Below are 22165 nucleotides of genomic sequence, written 5' to 3' on the forward strand. Positions count from 1 at the left end.
ATGCTTATCGATAACCACCACCGCAGCATTAGCTACCTGAGGTTATCGGTCACCGATCGCTGCAATCTCCGGTGCAGCTACTGCATGCCTGCTACCATCCGGTTCCGGAACAGGAAAGAATTGCTCAGCGATGAAGAAATAATCCGCCTGGCCGCGGTCCTTGCCCCGGAAGGTATTAACAAAGTCCGTATCACCGGGGGAGAACCCTTTTCCCGCCGCGGGCTCCCCCTGCTGCTGGAACGTCTTTTAAAAATAAAGGGCATAGAAACGCTTAGCCTTACCAGCAACGGCATCCTTGCCCTTCCCTACCTGGAGACGCTGGCAGGACTGGGCATCAGGGACATTAATCTCAGCATGGATACCCTGCAAAAAAAGCGCTTCCGGGAAATCACCGGGAGCGATACGTTCCACCTGGTCTGGAAAGCTTTCGAAAAATGCCTTCACCTTAAAATGAGGCTCCGGATCAATACCGTCGTAATGGCGGGGATAAACACGGATGAACTCCGCGATTTCGCGCTGTTAACGGCTTTGTACCCGGTGGACGTGCGGTTAATTGAAGAAATGCCGTTTAACGGGAAAAGCGATCCGGGCAGGCATTCTTCCTGGGACCACCGGCGTATCCTTGCGGAGCTGTCCTCCTGCGCGGAGTTGGAAGAAAGGCCCCGGCTTCCCGGAGCCACCGCCACCAATTACAAGGTAAAGGGCCATGTAGGCAGTATTGGAATAATTCCCGCCTACAGCCGTACGTTTTGCGGCACCTGCAACCGCCTCCGGATCACTTCCACGGGTGCGATAAAGACTTGCCTGTACGGAGACGATGTCTTAAATGTCAGGGACCTGATGCGAAGCGGAGCCAGCGATAGTGCGCTGCTGGAAAGAATAAATGCCGCCCTTGGCAACAGGCATTTGAACGGTTGGGAAGCCGCGGGAAACCGGCAGAATGCCTTACTGGAGAATATGTCGGCCATCGGGGGCTAGGGCCGTATCAGGATACTAAAAGTATTGCCAGTAAGATGCAGCCAGCTCCCTGATCTGCAGATTAGCAGGATCAGGACGGCAGCGAATCTGCAGTTGCCCGCCGGTGAGCATATCAATGCAAAGGAGCTGATTGGCAAGCGGGCTTCCAATGCCACAGATCACCTTCAGGGCTTCCGCCGCCTGGTAGGAACCGATAATGCCCGGTAGTATGCCCAGCACGCCGGTTTCATTGCAACCGGGAACCGCGGCATTCCCGGGAACCTGGGGAAAGAGGCAACGGTAAGTTGCGCTACCCCTGAAATTACAAACGCTCAGCTGCCCCTCATACTGGAAGACGGCGCCATAAATGAAAGGTTTTCCCAACATCACGCAGGCGTCATTGACAAGATATCGTGTGCCTATGTTATCACAGCCGTCAATCACCAGGTCATAACTACCGATGATCTCCAGGGCATTTTCGACCCGGAGAAAAGCGGCGTGCGGAACAAGTTCAACATCGGGATTTTGCGCCGACAGCTTTGCGATGGCCGCGTACAGCTTTGGCTTTCCCGCATCACGCGTCTCGTAAAGCACCTGCCGGTGCAGATTGGAAAGCGCCACACGGTCATTCTCGATAATACCAAGGGTCCCCACCCCCATCGCAGTAAGGTACTGCAATACCGGCATACTGAGCCCGCCGGCGCCAACTACCAATACCCTGGCCTGGCTAAGGGCCTCCTGTTTTTCCCGGCCAAAACCGGTTAACTGCATTTGTCTTTCATATCGTCCCATAGGATTCCGGTATATTTTGCGTGGCGGAAAGCGACTGCGTGCCGTTTTGCTCTTTTCTCGTCATGATTATCAGATCATCCTCCATTATGGTGAGGGCATCTTCTCCTTTTCGCACCTGGCCGATGATTTCCAGCAGCCGTTCTTTATACATGCCGGTATTACGCAGTACCAGCGTGGCAGTAGAAGCAGCCGCCAGCGCGGTATCGCGAAATAACCGGGAGGGAGAATGCATTTCCTTTATGTCCGCCACCCAAAAACTGTGACTTAGCCCCCGGCGCGTGAGAGGGAAACGCCTCATAGCTGCCTGAGCCTGTATACGGCTTACACCGGGAATAATTTCCGTCTCATACCCCGCCATCTCAAAAAATTCCACTTCCTTTAAGAGGCCTTCCGTGGAAATTGCATCCCCGGGAGAGATACGTACAAGCTGTACGGAGCTTTTCATACCGGAAAATGAAAAAAACCCGGTCGCCTCCCGCAGATCCTCCGCAATTATGCAGTTGTGAGGCACAAATTCTTTTAATACTTCTGTCAGAACCGCCTCCCCGATTAACATATCGGCATTCAGGAGTGCATTTACCGCCTTCAAGGGCAGCAGATCGGCAGCTCCGGCCGTCATATGGATAAATATCGCCTTCATCGGGGACAAATATCCGTAATATTTACGTATTTTTACGTAATATTTCTTTAAAAGATCTTCAAAATCTAAAATATATACGTAGTTTTGCTTGCGGACACAGAAAAATAATACGTAATCATGAAAGTAGTTGTCATAGGGAACGGCATGGTCGGCTATAAGTTTTGCGAAAAATTACGTAAGAAAGCCGGCGCCGACCAGATCAGTATTACCGTTTATGGAGAAGAACCCCGGCCCGCCTACGACAGGGTTCACCTCAGCGAGTATTTCAATGGCAAAAGTGCAAAGGATCTTCTGCTGGCCCCGGCGGCCTGGTACGCAGAAAACCAGGTAAAGCTGGTGACCGGCGAGCTGGTGACCGCCATTGACCGTGGCAGAAAAACAGTTACCACCCATAAAGGAAACATCGCGCAATATGATAAGCTGGTCCTTGCCACCGGCTCTTCCGCCTTTGTGCCCCGGATAAAAGGCATTGACAAACAAGGCGTATTTGTTTACCGTACTATTGAAGACCTGAACGCCATCCTGGCCTATGGTAAAAAAGTCCACAAGGCAGCGGTAATGGGCGGCGGGCTGCTGGGACTGGAAGCGGCGAAAGCCATGCTGGACATGGGCCTGCAAACTGAGGTCGTTGAATTTGCTCCCAGGCTAATGCCTCGTCAGCTGGATGAGCGGGGCGCGGAACTGCTCCGGCAGCGGCTGGAAGCGCTTTCCATTACGATACATACCAATAAAAATACGGTGGAACTTGCCGGGGACCAGGCGCTGAGAGGCCTGAAGTTCGCAGACGGCTCCTTTCTTGAGGCGGCCATGCTCGTCATCTCCGCCGGCATCCGCCCTCGTGATGAGCTGGCCCGGAATTCGGGTCTTGCCACCGGCGGGCGCGGGGGAATCATTGTTAACGACCAGCTGCTCACCAACGATCCCGATATTTACACAATCGGCGAGGCCGCGCTTCACAATAATATGATATACGGCCTGGTAGCCCCGGGCTATGAGATGGCCGAATGCGTTGCCGCCTCCCTTGCCGGACAGGAAAGCAGGACTTTTTCCGGCTTCGATATGTCTGCAAAGCTTAAGCTCATAGGAGTGGACGTTGGCAGTTTCGGCGATCCTTCCGGGGAGCAGGTTCCTGCCGTTCCGATCATCTATGAAGATAAATCAAAAGGGATCTATAAAAGGATCAATATTTCCGCCGATGGAAAACAACTTTGCGGAGGCATCCTTGTGGGGGATACTACCTCTTATAATATGCTCCTGCAGATTACCCAGAACGGGCTGCCCTTACCGGCCGACCCTTCCGAACTGATCCTCGGCGCCCGCGGAAAGGAAAATGAAGGCGGAGCCGGTGTCGAATCGCTCCCGGGGACAGCGCAGATCTGCTCCTGCGAGAATATTTCAAAGGAAGCAATTTGTTCCGCTATTGAGGAGCAGGGCCTGTCCACGCTTGATGAAGTAAAAAAGGCTACCGGCGCCTGCACGGGCTGCGGGGGATGCACGCCCATGGTAGCCGACTTGCTTAAATACCTCCTGGAAGCACAGGGCAAAACGGTGAAGAAGGTTGTTTGCGAGCATTTTGATTATTCCCGCCAGGAATTGCTGGACCTGATCCGCGTGAACAGCTTCCGGAGCTATGACCAGTTGCTGGATGCCTGCGGAAAAGGCGATGGCTGCGAAATATGCAAGCCGGTTGTGGCCTCCCTCCTTTCCAGCGCCTGGAACGTACCGGTTCCCGAACACAGCACTATCCAGGATACCAATGACCGTTTCCTCGCGAATATACAGAAAGGCGGCTCCTATTCGGTGGTTCCCCGCATCCCGGCAGGTGAGATCACGCCCCGCCAGCTGATGGTGATTGCCAGCGTCGCTGAAAAATACGGGCTGTATACCAAGATCACCGGAGGGCAGCGGATTGACCTCTTCGGCGCCAGCCTGGAACAGCTGCCGGCCATCTGGAAAGAACTTACCGATGCCGGCTTTGAGAGCGGACATGCCTACGGGAAAGCCCTGCGCACGGTAAAAAGCTGCGTGGGCTCCACCTGGTGCCGCTATGGCGTACAGGACTCCGTCAGCTTTGCCGTCGAAATTGAACAACGCTATAAGGGAATCCGCGCCCCGCATAAACTAAAAAGCGCCGTTTCGGGCTGCATCCGCGAATGCGCCGAGGCGCAGTCAAAGGATTTCGGCATTATCGCCACGGAAAAAGGTTGGAACCTGTACGTATGCGGCAACGGCGGATCCCGCCCGCAGCATGCAAAACTGCTGGTTACCGACGCCGGCAAAGAAAGCTGCATCCGCTACATTGACCGTTTCCTGATGTTTTACATTAAAACCGCCGACCCGCTTACCCGTACTGCTGCCTGGCTGAACAAGCTGGAAGGCGGTATCGATTACCTGAAGGACGTCATTGTCAATGATTCGCTGGGAATCGGCGCCCAGCTGGAAAAAGAAATACAGGAATTGATCGACAGCTATCATTGCGAATGGAAAAAAGTGGTGGACAGCCCCGCCCTGCAGGCCGGCTTCCGGCATTTTCTGAACAGCGGGGAAACGGACCCTGCCATGCAATTCACTGAAATGCGGGGACAGAAAGTGCCCCTGGACTGGGAAAAATAAAAACGAAAAATATGCAGATCTTACTGAAAGAACACACCCCCCGCGACATTTCCGAAGTCCGGACCTGGTTCCGGGCGGCTCCCGCGGAACATTTTCCGGAGAACGGCGGCGCCTGTATCAAATACAAGGATCTCCAGATCGCGGTATTTAACTTTTCCCGGAGAAACGAATGGTACGCCTGCCAGAACCTTTGCCCTCATAAAAAGCAGATGATCCTCGCAAGGGGAATGATCGGCTCGCAGGGCGAAGAGCCTAAGGTAGCCTGCCCCTTCCACAAAAAAGCCTTTTCCCTGCGTTCCGGCGAGTGCCTGAGCGGAGACGACTGTGCCATTGCTACTTTCCCGGTAAAAGTGGAAGAAGGGCATGTGTACATCGGGTTTGGCAGCTAAAGCTTATATTCGCATTTGTGAAGACAAGCCGTTTTGCCCGGTTAGGGACCTGGTATCTTCTTGCCCTGGGTACGATTGCCCTGATGATCATCGCAGGCCTCGTGCTGATACAACAGTACCTCAGCAGCCAGCTTAATGATTCCGGAAGGGTTAATATCGCCGGACGGCAGCGGATGTTGTGTCAGCAGATCGCGAAAAATGCCGCATTGCTTGAAAACCGCCCGGGAAACGCGGAACGCACCCGGGTGCTGGATGAGCTGGCAACGGCCGTGGAAGACTTCCGGGACTCCCGGGAAAAACTCACAGGACACGATGACAGCCTGGGAGCCCCGCGCGAAGCCAGCCCCCGCCTTGCGGAACTTTACCGGGCGAACGGCCAGCATTACCGGCTCATGCTGCAAGGCGGGCTGGACCTGCTCAGGCAACTCCGGCAGGATAGTGCAGCGCCATATGATTCCCTTGCATCGCCCATTCGGCTGATACAGGAGCAGGAAGCCGCATTTCTTGAGGGCATGGACCAGATCGTTCAGCAATACGACCTGGAAGCCCGGCAAAAAGTGAAAAGGCTAAAAAGGGCCGTTTTTATTCTCCTGGGCGTTTCCCTCCTGCTCATTTTCCTGGAAACCGTTTTTGTTTTCCTGCCCAGCGCAAGGGAAGTAAACAAGACCCTTGGCAAATCAATGGCTTCTGAAAAAAACGCCCGGAAAATGGCCAAGGAGATTGGCGCGCTTTATTCTTCGCTCGAGCGGTCCTATGAAAAAATCTCGCATATTAATGTTCCCGTGGACAACCCAAAGCTTTATGCCAAAGCGGACCGGGGAGGAAATATCACTTACGTAAGCGAAACCTTCAGCCGTCTTACAGGCCGGAAAAAACAGGCTGGAAACTTCTCCGTTGCCGGCCTGCTCGGACTTGAAAAACAACCCGGCGACTTCATGGATGAACTCATAGACACCGTTAGCGAAGGAAAAACCTGGCAGGATGAAATACACCTGGAAGAAGCAGCGGGGCAGGGAAATGGCTTCGAATAAGCATCGTGCCCATTTTCGATGAAACCGGAACGGTGCATGAAATGCTGATCCTTGGCTCGGACCTGACGCGCCAGCGGCTGGCCGAACAGGGAATGCAGAAAAAAGACCGGGCGGCCATAGAACGCCGCATTAATGAGCAAAAATTTCGTTCGGTTCTTATCCTGGAAGGACAGGAAGAAGAACGAAAACGCATTGCCATGAACATTCATGACGGCATCGGCCAGCTGATCACTTCCCTGAAATACCAGATCGAATCCCTGGACGCCTCCGATCCGGCGGCAGCCAGGGAAAAACAGAAAGAGATCAATAATCTTCTAAAAGAGATCATCCGGGAAGTGCGCCGGGTAACCTTTAATCTGAAACCTCCCGTACTAAGCGACTACGGGCTCAGCGCCGGCCTGAAAAACTTCATGCAGGAAGTAAACAAACTTACCGAAGCAGAGCTGGAGTTCAGGAACCTGACCGGCTTTGGGCAAAGAATGCCGTCAAAAGTGGAAAACAACATCTTCCGCATTGTCCAGGAAGCGGTAAATAATGCCATTAAATATTCCGGGTCCAAACATATTCTTGTCAGCCTTTCGCATGATGAAAACCAATTGACCATCACGGTAGAAGACCAGGGTCACGGCTTTGACAAAAAATTGCTGGAAACCGAAAAATACCGCATCGAATCAGGACACGGCTTTTTTAACATGTTCGAACGGACCGAATACATCAACGGCAAACTGCAAATAGCGACTGAACCGGGAAAGGGGACTATTGTCCGGCTTTTCGTACCTTTAGGCAAATTTGAAGAAATAGCTGATTTATGAGTAAGATTACGGTAATCCTTGCCGACGATCATACCCTGGTGCGAAAGGGCATAAAAGCCATGCTGGAATCTGACGAAGAGATAGCGGTGGTTGCTGAAGCCGAAAACGGGCTGCAGGCGCTTGAAAAATCCCGCGAATTTCATCCTGCCCTGCTCGTGATGGACATCAGAATGCCCCTGATGACCGGTTTGGAGGCTTGCGGACTGCTTCCGGATTACGCTCCCGGGACCAAAGTCCTGATTCTTTCCATGCACGATTCTGAAGACTATGTCCTGCAATCGCTGAAGGCCGGCGCATGGGGATACCTTCTCAAGGATATTGACCGGAACGAGTTCATCAAGGCCCTGAAACAGGTTCATGCAGGGAATAAATACTTTAGCGGAGCCGTATCCAATATCCTGGCCAACCAATTACTGAGAACACCGGGAACCGCCCGGGCAGAGGAACCAAAAGAAGACCCTTATGGGCTAACACGGCGCGAGAAAGAGATCCTTCGCCTGGTCATCAACGGCAATCAAAACAAGCAGATTGCAGAGTCGCTTGGAAAAAGCGTACGCACCGTGGAAACTCATCGCTTCAACATTATGAAAAAGCTTGGCGTCAACAATGCCGTAGACATGGTAAATAAAGTAGTAAAAGAACAACTCGTCTAAGAACTACGTATATTTACGTATTTTTTTCAAATAATTCTTCGTAGTTTCCTTCCATTTTACGTATAATTGCGTACGTAAAACCGAAGGCATGTATAAAAGCAGCAAGCTCCGTCTCTTTAGCTTTAGTGCGCCCCATATGCGTACGTTTCACCTTACCTGGATGGCCTTTTTCCTGTGCTTTTTCGCCTGGTTCGGGATTGCGCCCCTGATGCCGGTGATCAGGGAAGAGCTTAACCTGGACAGGAATCAGGTGGGCAATATGCTTATCGCTTCGGTAGCAGCTACCGTTTTCGCCCGCCTGCTCATGGGCTGGCTGTGTGACAGGATTGGCCCCCGGCTGACCTATACGATTCTATTGATCGGGGGTTCATTCCCGGTGATGCTCATTGGATTGAGTGATAGTTACGAAACGCTGCTGCTATTCCGCCTGGCCATCGGCGCTATCGGCGCCGCCTTTGTCATTACCCAGTTTCATACTTCAGCGATGTTCGCTCCAAACGTCATAGGCGCCGCCAATGCCACCACGGCTGGCTGGGGAAACCTTGGAGGAGGCGTAGCGCAAATGGTCATGCCGCTTTTATACACGGGGCTGCTGGCGCTCGGGCTTACCGGAAGCAGCGCCTGGCGATGGACCATGGTGGTGCCGGGCCTGGCGCTTTTTATCATGGGCATTGTCTATTACCGCAGCACACGCGACACACCAGCGGGAAATATGAGGGAGCTGCAAAAAGATATATCCCGGCAGGAAAAGAGGGAACGAAACAAGGCATTTCTTATCGCGCTCAGGGACCCACGGGTATGGGCCTTATTCCTGATTTATGGCGCATGCTTCGGCGTAGAACTGACAATGAACAACGTGGCTGCCCTTTATTTCATGGACTATTTTTACCTGGATATGAAAACAGCGGGGCTGATCGCCGGGCTTTTCGGGCTAATGAATCTCTTTGCGCGTTCGCTGGGAGGACTGCTGGGGGACCGCTTCGGTATGCAATACGGCTTGCAGGGAAGGGTTTATTTTATGTTTGCCGTATTACTGGCCGAAGGGATCAGTCTTATGCTTTTCTCCAGGATCAGCCTGCTTCCCCTGGCTGTAGCCGGGATGGTATTGTTCAGCCTCTTTGTGCAAATGGCAGAGGGCGCCACCTTTGCCGTGGTGCCTTTTATTAATAAGAAGGCAACGGGGTCCGTTTCCGGGATTGTGGGGGCAGGCGGTAACGCCGGGGCTGTTGCCGCCGGTTTCCTGTTCAAAAGCGAACAGCTGTCCTTTCCCACGGCATTGCTCATTATGGGAGCCTGCGTATGCCTCCTTTCTTTTTCGGCGCTTGCTGTGCGCTTTTCTACCGGTATCCAACTCCAGCCCGTGATCAGCCAGCTTCCGGATTACACGATCAAATCCACTTTTCAAGATGATGAAAGCAAAACCGGTTAATTATAAATCCACTTGTTCCTATTGCGGCGTAGGCTGTGGAATACTTGTTGAGCAGGACAGGCAGGGCCGGCTCCGGGTGGAAGGCGACAAGGACCACCCCGTTAACCGCGGGATGCTTTGTTCCAAGGGGATGAACCTGCATTATGCGATGCAGGATCAGAGCGACCGCCTGTTGTTCCCCCAGATGCGCTGGAGCAAAGGCCACCCCTGGCCAGGGTAAGCTGGGACACCGCCATGAAAAGGGCGGCAGCGGTTTTTAAAAGCCTTACCGGGAAATACGGGCCGGATTCGGTGGGCTTTTACCTCTCCGGCCAATGCCTTACCGAAGAATATTACCTGGCAAACAAGCTGGTAAAGGGCTTCATCGGTACGAATAACATAGACACCAATTCCAGGTTATGCATGAGTTCGGCGGTAGCCGCGTACACGCAAACCCTGGGAGAAGATACCGTTCCGGTGGCCTATGAAGACCTTGAGAAAGCGGATTGCTTCCTGGTAGCCGGTGCCAACCCGGCCTGGTGTCATCCGATCCTTTTCCGAAGATTAGAGAACCATCGCCAGCAGCATCCGGAGGTCCGGCTGATCGTCGTAGACCCCCGGAAAACCCAAACCTGTTCCCAGGCCGACCTTCACCTTCAGCTCATTCCCGGAACCGATGTGTACCTGTACCATGCCATTGCGCGGGTACTGATCGAAGAAGGAAACATTGATATTGACTTTATCACACAGCATTGTGAAAATTTCGAACAATACCGGCGCCCTGTTTTTGAATATACGGTATCCGAGGCAGCAAGCACCTGCGGGATCGAGGAATCTGATATCCGCCTGGCCGCTTCCTGGATCGGCAATGCCGCCGGTTTCATCAGTATGTGGGCAATGGGGCTGAACCAAAGTGTGATCGGGGTAAATAAAAACCTCGCTCTTATCAGCCTCCATCTCCTTACAGGAAAAATAGGGAGAGCGGGCTCCGGCCCGCTCTCCCTGACAGGGCAGCCCAACGCGATGGGCGGGCGGGAAGTCGGGGGCATGGCCACCCTGCTTCCGGCACATCGCCGGCTGGACAATCCCCTGCACCGGCAGGAAGTAGCGGCCTTCTGGAAGGTCCCCGCGGTACCTGAACGCCCCGGCCTGGCGGCCACGAAATTATTCGAGGCCCTGGAAAGCGGGGAAGTAAAAGCGGTATGGATCATGTGTACCAATCCCCTGGTGAGCCTGCCCAATGCCAACCAGGTAGAAGCCGCGCTGAAAAAAGCCCGTTTCGTGGTGGTCCAGGATATCTCGGGGCAAAACCAGGCGATTCCCTACGCTGACCTGGTACTTCCGGCAGCCGGTCATTTTGAAAAGGAAGGAACCATGACCAATTCAGAACGCAGGATCACTTATCTCAGCAAGGTAACAGCGCCCCCGGGGGAAGCCCTGCCTGACGCGGAGATCCTGCTGCGCTTTGCCCGGGCCATGGGATTCAAAGGTTTTGGCCAAAAGAACATGGCCGAAGTTTTTGCCGAACACGCCGCACTCACCCGCCATACGAACATCGACATCAGCGGGCTGAGTTATAAAAGGCTTCAGGAAGAAGGGAGCATGCAGTGGCCTGTTCCCCATCCGCAGCACACAGGCACCTCACGCCTCTTTGAAAACGCCCGGTTCTTTACGGAGAGCGGGAAAGCCCGTTTCCAACCTGTTCAGCCCCTGAACCTTTCGGAACAGACGAGCCCCTCGCTTCCGCTGATCCTGACCACCGGCCGCATTCGGGACCAGTGGCATACCATGACGAAAACCGGGAAGGTAAACAAGCTGAAACAACATATTTCCAAACCTTTTGCGGAGATCCATCCGGATGATGCCGCTGCCAGGGATATCCGGGAAGGCGACGTGGTAGTCGTGGAAAACACCCGGGGGCAGGTAAGAACGCGGGCCGTGCTTACCGCCGCCATCCGGAAAGGCGTGGTGTTCATGCCCATGCATTGGGGAAAGCTGCTCGGTCAAAACTTTAGCCGGACCAATAACCTCACCAGCAGCCTCACCGACCCGGTTTCCAAGGAACCGGACTATAAGTTTTCCGCAGTGCAGGTGAAGAAATACGTAAAACCGCGGGAAAGGCTCATCGTAGTCGGGGCCGGCGCCGCCGCCTACCGGTTTATCAATACCTACCGGGAACTGAACCGGGAAGATGAAATTTTTGTATTCTCCAGGGAGAAATATCCTTTTTACAACCGGGTGCTGCTTCCCGAATACGTCAGCGATCACTTAGCCTGGGAAAATCTCCTGAAATTCAAAAAAGGGGAATTTGAGAAACTGGACGTGCAGCTTTATACGGAAAACAAGGTGGTTTCCATTAACCGGGAAAGAAAGACCGTCACCGACCAGCTTGGAGAAACACATTCTTATGATAAACTGGTCCTGGCCACCGGGAGCAGCGCTTTTGTCCCCAGGGACGTTCCGCTGCATTTGCCTGGCGTATTCAGCATGCGCAGCCGGGAAAATGCCGACCAGCTGAAAACCCGGCTGCACAAGGATGCGCATGTACTGATCGTAGGCGGGGGCCTGCTTGGCCTGGAACTGGCGGCTTCGCTCCGTGAAACCGGCATTCAGGTAAGTATTGTCCAGTTAAGCGGGCGGCTGATGGAACGACAGCTGGATTCTCTGGCCAGCGGGATGCTGCAGGATTTCGTGGAAGAAAAATGGATCAGGGTATTTACCCATGACCAGGTACAGTCCATTGAACCCGTGGCCGGCGGGGCTCCGGACAGCGGAGGGCCTGGAGGCTTGCTCACAGCCAGGCTGAAGAGCGGGCGCAAGCTTGCCTGCGATGCCATTGTCTTTGCTATCGGGACCCGGCCTAACATGGAACTGGCTACTGCCTGCGGATTAGAAACCGGCCGGGGAATCATGGTGAACGACTACCTGCAAACCAGCGATCCCGATATTCTTGCCATGGGCGAGATTGCCGAACACCGGGGGAAGCTGAACGGGATCACCGCGGCCGCCGAACAACAAGCCGATATTGCCGCGCGCTACCTGAACGGAGACCTGCTGAGTTATTACGAAGGAACCCTTTCTATGAACATTCTTAAATTCTCTGATTTCGACCTCTGTTCCCTGGGTATCCCGGAAATTCCCTCCGGAGGGGAAGGCTACGAGGAAATCCTCTTCATTGACAAATCACAGCGCTACTACAAAAAATGTATTATTAAGGACGACCGCCTGGAAGGGGCTATCCTGATGGGGGACAAATCCGAATTTGCAGAATTTAAATCGCTGATTGAAAGCAAGCTGGAACTTTCGGAAAAGCGGAAAGAATTGCTTCGTTCCGGGAAGGCTGCGGCGCCGGTGAAGGGAAAACTGGTTTGCTCCTGCAATAACGTGGGCAGGGGAAACCTGGAAGAACTCATTTCCGGCGGATGCGAGAACTTTGCCGAGCTTTGCCGCGTGTCCGGAGCGGGATTGGGCTGCGGAAGCTGCAAGCCGGAAGTAAAGGAAATACTCGCGGATTGCACAGCTTCCGGCGTTTTGACTTAAATTAGCCCGGCACAATCAGGAAAATGGACATCGAGGCCACAAAAGCAGCAAAAAACGACCTTATCAGGGTATTCGTCCGGGGAGGGATCCTTTCTCCCGGCGATCTGCTGCGCATCATGGAAATATCGGAGACGCTGGGGAACGATTTCGTGATGTTCGGGTCAAGGCAGGATATTTTATTTCCTCTTAACGGAAGGTCCTCGGCCGAAGCCGCAGATCTTTTCCGCGATACAGGGATTGATTACGAATGGGGCTTCCGGGAGGCTTTCCAGAATATTGCAAGCAGCTATGTGGCGGTAAATATTACTGCAAGCACGCAATGGGTAAAGGAAGACACCTACCATTATGTCATCGAAAACTTCGATTACCTTCCCAGGCTGAAGATCAATATCGTGGATCCGCTGCAGAGCATGGTGCCGCTTTTTACCGGCCATTTGAACTTTATTGCCTCCCGGCAGGAAAATTACTGGTATCTCTGCATCCGCAACCATCACAGCGGCAATATTCCGGAGACCTGGCCTAAGCTGATTTTCAGCCAGGATATTGCCAAAGTAGCGAAATTCATTGAGAAAAAGCTGTTGCAGACGCCGGAGCTGACAATAGACGACCTTTTCCTGGAAGTTCAGAATACCATGCGGGTAAACAGCCTGAAACCGGAAGAAAAACTAAAGCTCCCACCCAACCTCTTCCCCTATTACGAAGGCCTGAATGCCCTCAGCAATAATCTGTTGTGGCTGGGTTTATACTGGCGGAACAATAAGTTTGACATTGACTTCCTGCGGGCTGCTTGCCGGCTTTGCCAGGAGACCAATATCGGAACCATCAGCATCACACCTTGGAAGTCCTTTATTATCAAAGGAATAAAACCGTCCGACCAGCTTCGCTGGGAAAAGCTGATGGGAAAGTTCGGGATCAATATGCGGCATTCTTCCCTGGAACTCAACTGGCATCTGCCGGTCCTGGACCAGGAAGCCCTGGACCTCAAACGCTTCCTGGTAAGAGAGCTGGACCAGCAGGATATCAGCACCCACGGGCTGACGTTCACGATTAAAACGGAAGGCGAACTATTACTTTTTACCAGTATTGTCATTGAAAAGGACCAGGAGGTCGTCGCCGGCCCGGACAGCCATTATACGATCCGTTATGCGAAAGACTTCAATCCCCACCTGCCCGAATATTATACCTATGCCCGGGGAGTGGTCAAAGAGGTATTGCCGGCCTTGCTGATAGAACTAAGCAAAATATACTTCAGGCAGCTGAATCCTGAAAAAGACCTGCCGGCGGGCCAAAGCGACAGCAGGGAGGAACCGCCTGCCGATCCCGCGGACCTTTGCTATCAATGCAGCAACTGCCTGACAATCTATGATAAAAAAATCGGGGATCCGGCTGCCGGAATTGCCGCAGGAATGCCTTTCGAAAAACTTCCCGACCACTACCGCTGCCATGTCTGCGACAGCGGAAAGGAGCATTTCAAGCCGGTCAGGAGTTTTTAGCGCTTTTTCAAGCGCTGTAACCGGGCCAGGGACCTGAGAGTTACCTTGATACTATTACCGCGTTAATTGCCGCCCTCACGGATCCAGTCGATTAATTTCGCGGCCTGCTTTGCTGGTACTACTTCTTTCAGTTCCTCCAGGCTGGCTTCTTTAATTTTCTTTACGGAGCGAAAATGGCGCAGCAGCTTCTCCGTGGCCCTGGGGCCAATCCCGCTGATCATTTCCAGTTCCGTTTTCAGCGTTCCCTTATCTCTTTTTTTGCGGTGAAAGGTAATGCCGAAGCGGTGGGCTTCATCGCGCATTTGCTGAAGCACTTTCAGGGTTTCCGATCGCTTGTCAATATATAAAGGCAGGGAATCACCGGGATAGTAGATCTCTTCCAGGCGCTTGGCAATACCAATAATGGGAATCTCCTTCTGGATCCCCAGCAGCTTCAGGGCTGACTGGGCGGCGGAAAGCTGCCCTTTACCTCCGTCGATCACCACCAGGTCCGGCAGGCTGCTGCCTTCCTCCAGCAATCTGCGGTACCGGCGATGCACCACTTCCTTCATGCTGGCGAAATCATCCGGCCCTTCCACGGTCTTAATATTGAAATGCCGGTAATCCTTTTTAGCCGGCTTTGCCTCCCGGAACACTACCATCGCCGAAACGGGGTATTTTCCCTGGAAATTCGAGTTATCAAAGCATTCGATATGCCGGGGCAGCGCCGTCAGGCGGAGGTCGGTTTTCATCTGGGACAGAATGCGTTCTGTCTTTACCCCGGGGTTCAGCTTTTCGTACTGTTCCAGGCGGGATTTCCTGAAAAAAAGCACATTTTTAACCGACAGCTCCAAAAGCTTCTTCTTATCCCCTGCGCGGGGTACCGTGAATTTCACCGAAGGGTCTTCGACTTCCAGCTCAAAAGGCACGACGATCTCCCTGGCATCGCTTTCAAAACGGTTCCGGAATTCGCCGATGGCCAGGCTCAGCAGCTCCGCATCGCTTTCTCCAAGTTTTTTCTTCAGTTCAATAGTCTGGGTTTGCACGACCATGCCCCGCGCTACTTTCAGGTAGTTGACAAAGGCGTATTTTTCATCTGAGGCGATAGAAAAGACATCGACATTATGAATCACAGCGCTAACCACTGCTGATTTGCTCTGGTAGTTCTGCAGGATATCCAGCTTCTCCTTCAGGCGGTGGGCCTGTTCAAAATCAAGGCTTGCAGACGCTTCCTTTATCCTTTCCCGGAGCTTGTTCAGAACGCCCCCTGTGTTTCCCCGGAGTATCTCCCGGATCTCTTCGATATTCTGGGCATAGTCCTCCTCTGCCTGAAGCCCTTCACAAGGCCCCTTGCAATTGCCGATCTGGTACTCTAGGCATATTTTGAACTTGCCGGCCTCGATATTTTCCCGGGTGAGCGGCAGATTGCAGGTACGCAGGGGATACAAGCTTTTGATCATATCCATCATCGTCCGCATCATCGTGACCGAGGCATAAGGTCCGAAATATTTGGATCCGTCCGGAATAATATTGCGTGTTCCGAATATCCGGGGAAACGGTTCATTACGGATGACCAGCGAAGGATAGGTCTTATCATCCTTCAGCAGCACATTATAGCGCGGCTTGAATTTCTTGATCAGGTTATTTTCCAGCAGCCAGGCGTCAATCTCCGTATCCACCAGGGTGAATTTAATATCTCTGATCTTCCCGGCCAGTACCCGGGTCTTGGAACTCTCATAAGAACGGTCGCTTTTGAAATAGGAGCTAACCCGGTTACGGAGGTTCTTGGCTTTCCCCACGTAAATGACGATTCCTTCCTCATCAAAAAATTGATACACGCCCGGCTTACGGGGTAATTTCTGTACAGCCTTTTTCGGTTCGAAAGACATTATTATCTGAAAATTTGCCCCAAGGGCTTAGGATCTGGTTTTGGACTGCTCCGCTCCCGCGTTTGCGGATTTCGCATTGCGAATACATCGTTTGCCTCCCGCACTTCCGATATATTGGCGCCGGACTTTAATGTACCGGGACCGGCGCCCTATCGGCGTCATCTTTAAAAATCCAGCCGGTTCTCCGGCAGCTCCTCCGGCACAAACGTGGAATCGGCAGTTTCCGGTACGTGGTAGGCAGAACAATCAAAGTTCAGGTTAATGCTGGAATCGGACGGAAGCGGGAAATCTTCTTTCGATACTTCAAGCGTCGTATCCTTATAGACTTTTTGCATGAACCTTCCCCATACGGGAAGCGCCATATTAGCGCCCTGCCCCAGCCGGGTATCGCGGAAATGAACGGTTTGATCATCTCCTCCTGTCCAGACACCCGCCACCAGGTTAGGCACCGCCCCAAGGAACCAGCCGTCCACATTATTCTGGGTAGTACCGGTTTTTGCCGCGATCGGATTGGTAAAACCGTAGGTTCCTCTGAGGCGCATGGCCGTGCCGCCGCTGACCTCGGAAGTTCCTTTGAGCATATGCAGCATGGTATAAGCCGTTTGTTCGCTCATGGCCTCAATAGGCACATTGATCTTATTATAAATGATATTGCCGTTGCGGTCTTCAATATGCGTAATGAAAACAGGCGGTTTTCGCATCCCCCTGTTGGCGAAAGCGCTGAATGCGCTTACCATATCGTAGAGGGTGGTCTCGAAAACGCCCAACCCAATGGAGGGATAAGGTTCCATGTCGGCCGAGATTCCCATCTTTTCCGCCCGGTCTACGACGCTGGCCGGCCCGATATGCTTGATCAGGTACATCGTGACCACGTTCAGCGATTTCGCCAGGCCCTCCCGCAGCGTATATACGCCCCCGAACGAGTAATCGGAGTTTTGCGGCTTGTAGGGCTTGCCGTCCACGAGGAAATCGGGGAATTCCACCGGGATGTTCGGCACCGGGAAACAGGGCTTATAGCCAAAATCTTCAATCGCTTCGGTATAAACAATGGGTTTAAAGGTGGAACCTACCTGCCTTTTTCCCAGCTTTACCATATCAAACTTAAAATACCGGTAATCCGGGCCACCCACCCAGGCCTTTATATGCCCGGTTTGGGGGTCAAGCGCCATGAAAGCGGAGCGGAGGAACCATTTATAATAAATGATGGAATCGAGCGGGCTCATGACCGTATCTTTGGAATAGTCCGGGGAATCCCAGGAAAACACCTTCATCCGGACCGGACGAGTAAACCCGGCCTTGATGGAATCTTCCGGTAAATCATTCAGCAGCATTTTCCGGTATCTTTCAGAACGTTTGATGGCCGTATTGATGGTAATTGCCTTATCGTCGAAAACCGGGTTAGGCCCCGAAGACAAGCCCTTCCAGGGAATCCTTCCCTTCCAGTGCCGTTTAAAATCGGCCTGGAGGCCGGTAAGATGCTCTCTCACCGCTTCTTCGGCGTAGCGCTGCATACGGGTGTTGATCGTGGTATGGATCTTTAAACCGTCGCGGTACACATCGTACTCTTCACCGTTCTCTTTTCGTTTTACTTCCCCATCATTAATAAGCCGGGTCACTTCCAGCCGCAGGAATTCCCTGAAGTAAGGCGCCAGGCCGCGGTCATGCTGGGTTGGCTGCAGGTCAAGCACAATCGGTTCCTTTGTAAAGGCCGCGTACTGCTCGGCTGATATTTCGCCGTGCTTTCGCATAAGTCCTAAGACCGTGTTCCGCCGTGCCTTCGCTCTTTCTTCATTATTCAGGGGAGAAAACCTGGAAGTCCCTTTCAGAAGGCCTACCAGCAGCGCGGACTGGTTTACGGTAAGTTTATCCGGCGTGGTATCAAAATAGGAACGCGCAGCCATCTTAATGCCATAGGAATTATTTCCGAAATCAACCGTATTCAGGTACATGGTAATGATCTCCTGCTTGGTATAACGCCGTTCAAGCCTTACCGCCGTAACCCATTCCCGCAGTTTCTGCATCACCCTCACCATAAAGTTGTCCGCTCTTCCCGAACCGTACAGGTTAAGGGCCAGCTGCTGGGAGATTGTACTCCCTCCCTGTTTATCACCGAAGAGGGTAAAAATGGCGCTGGCCACGGTCCGTTTAAAGTCTATTCCCGAATGCTGGTAAAACCGTTCGTCTTCCGTGGAAACCAGGGCCTTTATTAAATTGGGCGAGATCTGGTCATAATTTACGTAGGACCGGTTCTCGTCGTAAAAGGTTCCCAGGATGGTGCCGTCGGAAGAAAGTACTTCCGCCGCGTAATTATTGTCGGGGTTTTCAAGGGAAGCCAGAGAGGGCAGTTTTCCAAATACTCCAAGCCCCACCGCCATCAGTAACAAAAACACGAAGGCCACGCAGCCAAAAATGACCTTCCAGAAAGTCCTTGTAAAACGGCCGACTTCTTCCGGGCTCAATTGTTGTTTGTTCTTCCTGTTCTTACTCATCCGCTCTCCGGTAATTATTATTGAAATAGTTAACGTATTCATTTACGATCTGTTGCGAGTCAAGCAACAGAAAATTGTCCCTGGTGATCAGGAAAATATCGGTCTTCGCATCGGGCGCCTTCACGATCTGTTCCCTCCTGTTCATAAAGGCCTGGTAATAGGCTTCCGCTTCTTGCCGGCTGCTGAAAATAGTCACGGAGATGAGCTGCGTCTCATTGTTCACCTTCTTGGAATTATGCTTGTAATCCATCCGGTTATAATATCCCCGGTTGAAAAGCCCGATACCTAAACGGGTACTGTTCAGGTTCATCTCCGCATCGTTCACCGCGACAACCAGCAGGTATTTTGCATCTTCCGCTTCCGGGCTGAACCGGCTGCTGACCGCCCCTGCGGCAGGGGTTTCAGCAGGCGTTTCCTCAGCAGCTTCCGCCAGCGCCTCTTTAACAGCCTCAGCCGGCGTTTCTTCAGGAGCGTTCCCGGCAGGAACGGCTTCTTCTGACGGAACGGCGCCGGACGGGGATGCCGCCAGGGAATCAGTCCCAGGCTCTTTGTCAGCTTCCGGCAAGCTACCCTCTTCCGGCAGACCAGCTTCCTCAGCAGCAGATGTTACCGGGGGAGCGGCTGCCAGGGAATCCGCGCCCGGCAAGCTGCTTGCTTCCGGCAGCCCGGCTTCTTCAGCCGCCAGAGAATCCGCTCCCGGCGCGGTGCTTTCTTCCGGCAATGTGCGGGTTTCCGCGGCAGCCTGTCTTCCGGCCTTGCCGGACAGGAAGTTTACGCGGAAATAGTACCGGTAATCTCTGACCGTTCCCGCATTTACCAGGCGCTCGAAATTACTCGCCGTCAGGTAGAATACGGATGTTTTTTCTTCCGGCGCCTTAATAAGGGCGCCGCGGTGCTGCAATAGTGTTTCATAATAGTCCCGGGCAGCCTGCATATCCGCAAAAGAACCTACCGACAGAAGCTGGGTCTCATTATTGACCGTTTTTACCTGGTGCTGGTAATTCTTTCCTTCATAAAGGCGGCGGTTCAGCTGGCCGAGGCCGAAACGGGTACTGTTGAGGTTGAGCGAGGGATCGTTGACGGCAATTACCACCACAAAAGGTTCGGAAGGGCCGGGTATCTTAAAATAACTATTGCGTTCGGCTTCTTCCCTGGCCCTTGCAAGAGCAGCCGCTTCCCGGCGCGCCCTTTCAGCCATCCGCCGCTGGATCGCGTCGAAGTCAGTGAGCCAGCTTCCGCCTTCCAGTAATGCAGGCATTCTTCCCGAAAATTCATCCGGATGAGTTTGCACATAGGTGAGCCATGCACGCGCCCGCCGGCCGGGTTCTTCTTCGGAAAAAGAGGTGGAAACACGTTCCAGGCTGGCGGTAAATTGCGGAATGCTGTCCGTACGCCCGACTGCCAGTGCATGAAGCAAAGCGAACTTAGCGGCCAGGGTGGGTGTGGTACGGCTTACTTCCGGCGCCTGGCAGCGTGAGATTACTTCTGCATATTGCCCTTCCTGGAATAAGCGGTAGGTTTCTTCGTAAAACGGGCCCAGCCTGCTGTCTGTTTGCTCCGCGCGGGCCAGGACCGAGCCGGGGTTATTGATCACCAGCGCATAATCCGATTCCGGGTATTCTGTCAGGACAATATTTTTATAGGTTTCGGATTTTGCAGGATCAATCCCCTGGTATAATTTATATAAACTGTAATAAACGGATGGGGAGTGCTTATTACCGGGATAACGCTCCATCAGTTCTTCATAATAGCGAATAGCCTCAGCGGGTGAAAGAAGGTCGTTCTCATAAATTCCGGCCATTTCATAATAAGCCGATATTATCCGGTAATTGGAAGAATCCAGCTGATCCGGTTCAAAAGGTATTCCCGCAAGCAAGGCTTCCCGGAGGGCTTCCGGATCATTGGCCGCTGCGCGTTCCTGTTCTCCCGGTGATACGCTGACGTCCGGCTCGACGCCGGCCAGCGATTGTTTATTGCTTCGCCGCCAGTTACTCTCATTCGGACGGTTAGACCAGCGCCTCAGGAACTCACTGTATCCCTGGCTGAGCGCGGTCGTATTATAGAAATACCAGCTGCCAGCCCCAACCCTGCCAACCAGGCTGCTGCCCTGGCCCCGGGAAAACCCGCTGCTCAGCGCCTGCGTGGCCAGCTTTTGCTCTTCGGCCTTTTTTGCGAGCAGTTCTTTTACCAGGCGGTCCACTATTTTCATCCGCTCTCCTGCGGGAATAAGGGCAAGCCGCTGCAGGCTGTCTTCCCGCTGAATGATCCGGGTATTTTCAGAAAGTGCTTTCAGCTTTCCGGATTTATATAATACCTGGTCATAACCGGGATAATTTGCCGAAAGGGAGGTCATGGTACTGTCATAATACTGCCTCGCCTTGTCATAATCCCCTGCCCTGAACCAGATCTCCGCGATTCCCAGGTAGGCAACCCCTTTTTGATTCTTATTTAGCGTGGAGGTGCGGGCGGAAAGGGTGTAATAGTTGATCGCTTCGGGAATATTGCCTTTTTTTTCAGCAATGGTGCCCAGCACATAATATAGCTGGTCGATATAATCCTTGTTCTTTTCATCCTCCATCATTTCCCACAGCTCCTGTTCAATCCCCTCCCCGCCGGGGGCAGTCACGTTGTACAGGCGGGCGATACTCAGCCGGGTATTGAAAATGATCTCGTAATCAGGTTTTAATTCAATTACCCTGCTATAATAGGTAACGGCGCTGTCAGGCTGGCCCATTCTTTCATATAGCTGTCCGGTAATATAGGCGTACCGTATGGCGGCCTCTCTTTCCCTGACGGTTTCCCCGGCTTTCTTTAAGAGGGGAACCGCCAGATTCAGGTTATCCCGCTGTATATTAAACCATGCCGCGGCTGCGTAAACAAAAGGCGCAGCGCTCGCTGAACTGTCAATATTGCTCAGGGCAATATCAAAGGCTGTTTCGGCATCCTGGTATCTTTCTTTTAACAGGTTGCTTAAACCTATCCAGGCCAGCGCTTCCTGACGTATGTCATTGTCTTCGTATTCGTTGTAAACATATTGAAGGCTTAGCAGCGCATTGTCAAGGTCGTACCTGTAAAAGTTCGCCTTCCCTATCAGCAGATAAGCGTCATCCGTCCAGCGGCTTATTTCATGGCGGTCGATCATTTCCGACGCCTTGGAAATAACGCTTCCCATGCTTGCCGCAAGGTCCTGGCTCTGGCTTTCGCCAGGGACCCTTATCACAGGCAGGAGCTGGTCGTAACTGTCAATGTAGCCCTGTTCAAAGGCATTGATCGTTTCCCCGTAGAGCTGTTTCGCATTGAAATAGCCATTGTACCGGGCGGTGATATTATGGTAAGCCCGCTTGAAAAACCCGGCGTCATTGGTCCTGGACGACCGGCAGGAGCTGACAAGCACCAGCAGGGCCACCGGCAGAATAATACCAGCAAATCGCTTTAAGTCAGTTAGTTGCAAGGCAAGAATGCTAAGTTCATAATACAACT

Annotated in this window: 15 protein-coding genes; 10 read left to right on the plus strand and 5 right to left on the minus strand. The window is 52.8% G+C overall.

From position 1 onward, the window contains the following. The gene (gene moaA, locus FRZ59_RS01570; RefSeq protein ID WP_132127617.1) at positions 1-978 is read left to right on the plus strand and encodes a GTP 3',8-cyclase MoaA; all 978 of its coding nucleotides are present in this window, start codon (positions 1-3) and stop codon (positions 976-978) included. A gap of 15 nt (positions 979-993) precedes the next feature. On the opposite strand, the gene FRZ59_RS01575 is transcribed toward moaA, so the two are convergent. Both FRZ59_RS01575 and FRZ59_RS01580 read right to left on the minus strand, forming a co-directional pair. Beyond that, positions 994-1749, minus strand: a complete 756-nt coding sequence (locus FRZ59_RS01575; protein WP_132127616.1) for a HesA/MoeB/ThiF family protein — start codon at positions 1747-1749, stop codon at positions 994-996. Next, positions 1736-2389: an SAM-dependent methyltransferase gene (locus FRZ59_RS01580; protein WP_132127615.1), complete on the minus strand. Its 654-nt coding sequence runs from the start codon at positions 2387-2389 to the stop codon at positions 1736-1738. Before FRZ59_RS01580 ends, FRZ59_RS01575 begins: the two co-directional genes overlap by 14 nt. A gap of 117 nt (positions 2390-2506) precedes the next feature. Here FRZ59_RS01580 and nirB point away from each other — a divergent pair, with 117 nt between their 5' ends. From nirB to FRZ59_RS19665, 9 genes are all read left to right on the plus strand, one after another. Then, positions 2507-5002: a nitrite reductase large subunit NirB gene (gene nirB / locus FRZ59_RS01585; protein WP_132127614.1), complete on the plus strand. Its 2496-nt coding sequence runs from the start codon at positions 2507-2509 to the stop codon at positions 5000-5002. Between the two features lie 11 nt (positions 5003-5013). Then, positions 5014-5391: a nitrite reductase small subunit NirD gene (gene nirD, locus FRZ59_RS01590; protein ID WP_132127613.1), complete on the plus strand. Its 378-nt coding sequence runs from the start codon at positions 5014-5016 to the stop codon at positions 5389-5391. A 17-nt stretch (positions 5392-5408) separates the two neighbouring features. After that, positions 5409-6422, plus strand: coding sequence for a type IV pili methyl-accepting chemotaxis transducer N-terminal domain-containing protein (locus FRZ59_RS01595; RefSeq protein ID WP_147698208.1), 1014 nt, complete (start codon positions 5409-5411; stop codon positions 6420-6422). A 5-nt stretch (positions 6423-6427) separates the two neighbouring features. After that, on the plus strand, positions 6428-7234 hold the full coding sequence (locus FRZ59_RS01600) for a sensor histidine kinase (RefSeq protein WP_147698209.1): 807 nt from the start codon (positions 6428-6430) through the stop codon (positions 7232-7234). Further along, complete coding sequence (locus tag FRZ59_RS01605) at positions 7231-7887, plus strand: response regulator transcription factor (RefSeq protein WP_132127611.1); 657 nt, start codon at positions 7231-7233, stop codon at positions 7885-7887. The genes FRZ59_RS01600 and FRZ59_RS01605 overlap by 4 nt, the downstream gene beginning before the upstream one ends. 88 nt (positions 7888-7975) lie before the next feature. Next, positions 7976-9316: an MFS transporter gene (locus FRZ59_RS01610; RefSeq protein WP_192901587.1), complete on the plus strand. Its 1341-nt coding sequence runs from the start codon at positions 7976-7978 to the stop codon at positions 9314-9316. Beyond that, positions 9294-9536 carry a hypothetical protein gene (locus tag FRZ59_RS18695; protein WP_225975136.1) on the plus strand — a complete coding sequence of 81 codons (243 nt, stop codon included), beginning with the start codon at positions 9294-9296 and terminating at the stop codon, positions 9534-9536. Before FRZ59_RS01610 ends, FRZ59_RS18695 begins: the two co-directional genes overlap by 23 nt. Before the next feature lie 14 nt (positions 9537-9550). Beyond that, positions 9551-12835, plus strand: a complete 3285-nt coding sequence (locus tag FRZ59_RS01615) for a nitrate reductase (RefSeq protein WP_262713144.1) — start codon at positions 9551-9553, stop codon at positions 12833-12835. A gap of 23 nt (positions 12836-12858) precedes the next feature. Continuing rightward, a complete protein-coding gene (locus FRZ59_RS19665; protein ID WP_132127609.1) occupies positions 12859-14328 on the plus strand; it encodes a rubredoxin in 1470 nt (489 codons plus the stop codon). Between the two features lie 62 nt (positions 14329-14390). Here the strand turns inward: FRZ59_RS19665 and uvrC are convergent, their stop codons facing one another. From uvrC to porW, 3 genes are all read right to left on the minus strand, one after another. Further along, positions 14391-16196: an excinuclease ABC subunit UvrC gene (uvrC, locus tag FRZ59_RS01625; protein ID WP_192901588.1), complete on the minus strand. Its 1806-nt coding sequence runs from the start codon at positions 16194-16196 to the stop codon at positions 14391-14393. Positions 16197-16360: 164 nt separating this feature from the next. Continuing rightward, positions 16361-18685 carry a penicillin-binding protein 1A gene (locus FRZ59_RS01630; RefSeq protein WP_132127907.1) on the minus strand — a complete coding sequence of 775 codons (2325 nt, stop codon included), beginning with the start codon at positions 18683-18685 and terminating at the stop codon, positions 16361-16363. After that, positions 18678-22136 carry a type IX secretion system periplasmic lipoprotein PorW/SprE gene (gene porW, locus FRZ59_RS01635; RefSeq protein ID WP_132127607.1) on the minus strand — a complete coding sequence of 1153 codons (3459 nt, stop codon included), beginning with the start codon at positions 22134-22136 and terminating at the stop codon, positions 18678-18680. The genes FRZ59_RS01630 and porW overlap by 8 nt, the downstream gene beginning before the upstream one ends. Positions 22137-22165 lie beyond the last annotated feature (29 nt).

The sequence above is a fragment of the Anseongella ginsenosidimutans genome (assembly GCF_008033235.1).
In the GTDB taxonomy this organism is placed as follows: Bacteria; Bacteroidota; Bacteroidia; order Sphingobacteriales; family Sphingobacteriaceae; genus Anseongella; species Anseongella ginsenosidimutans.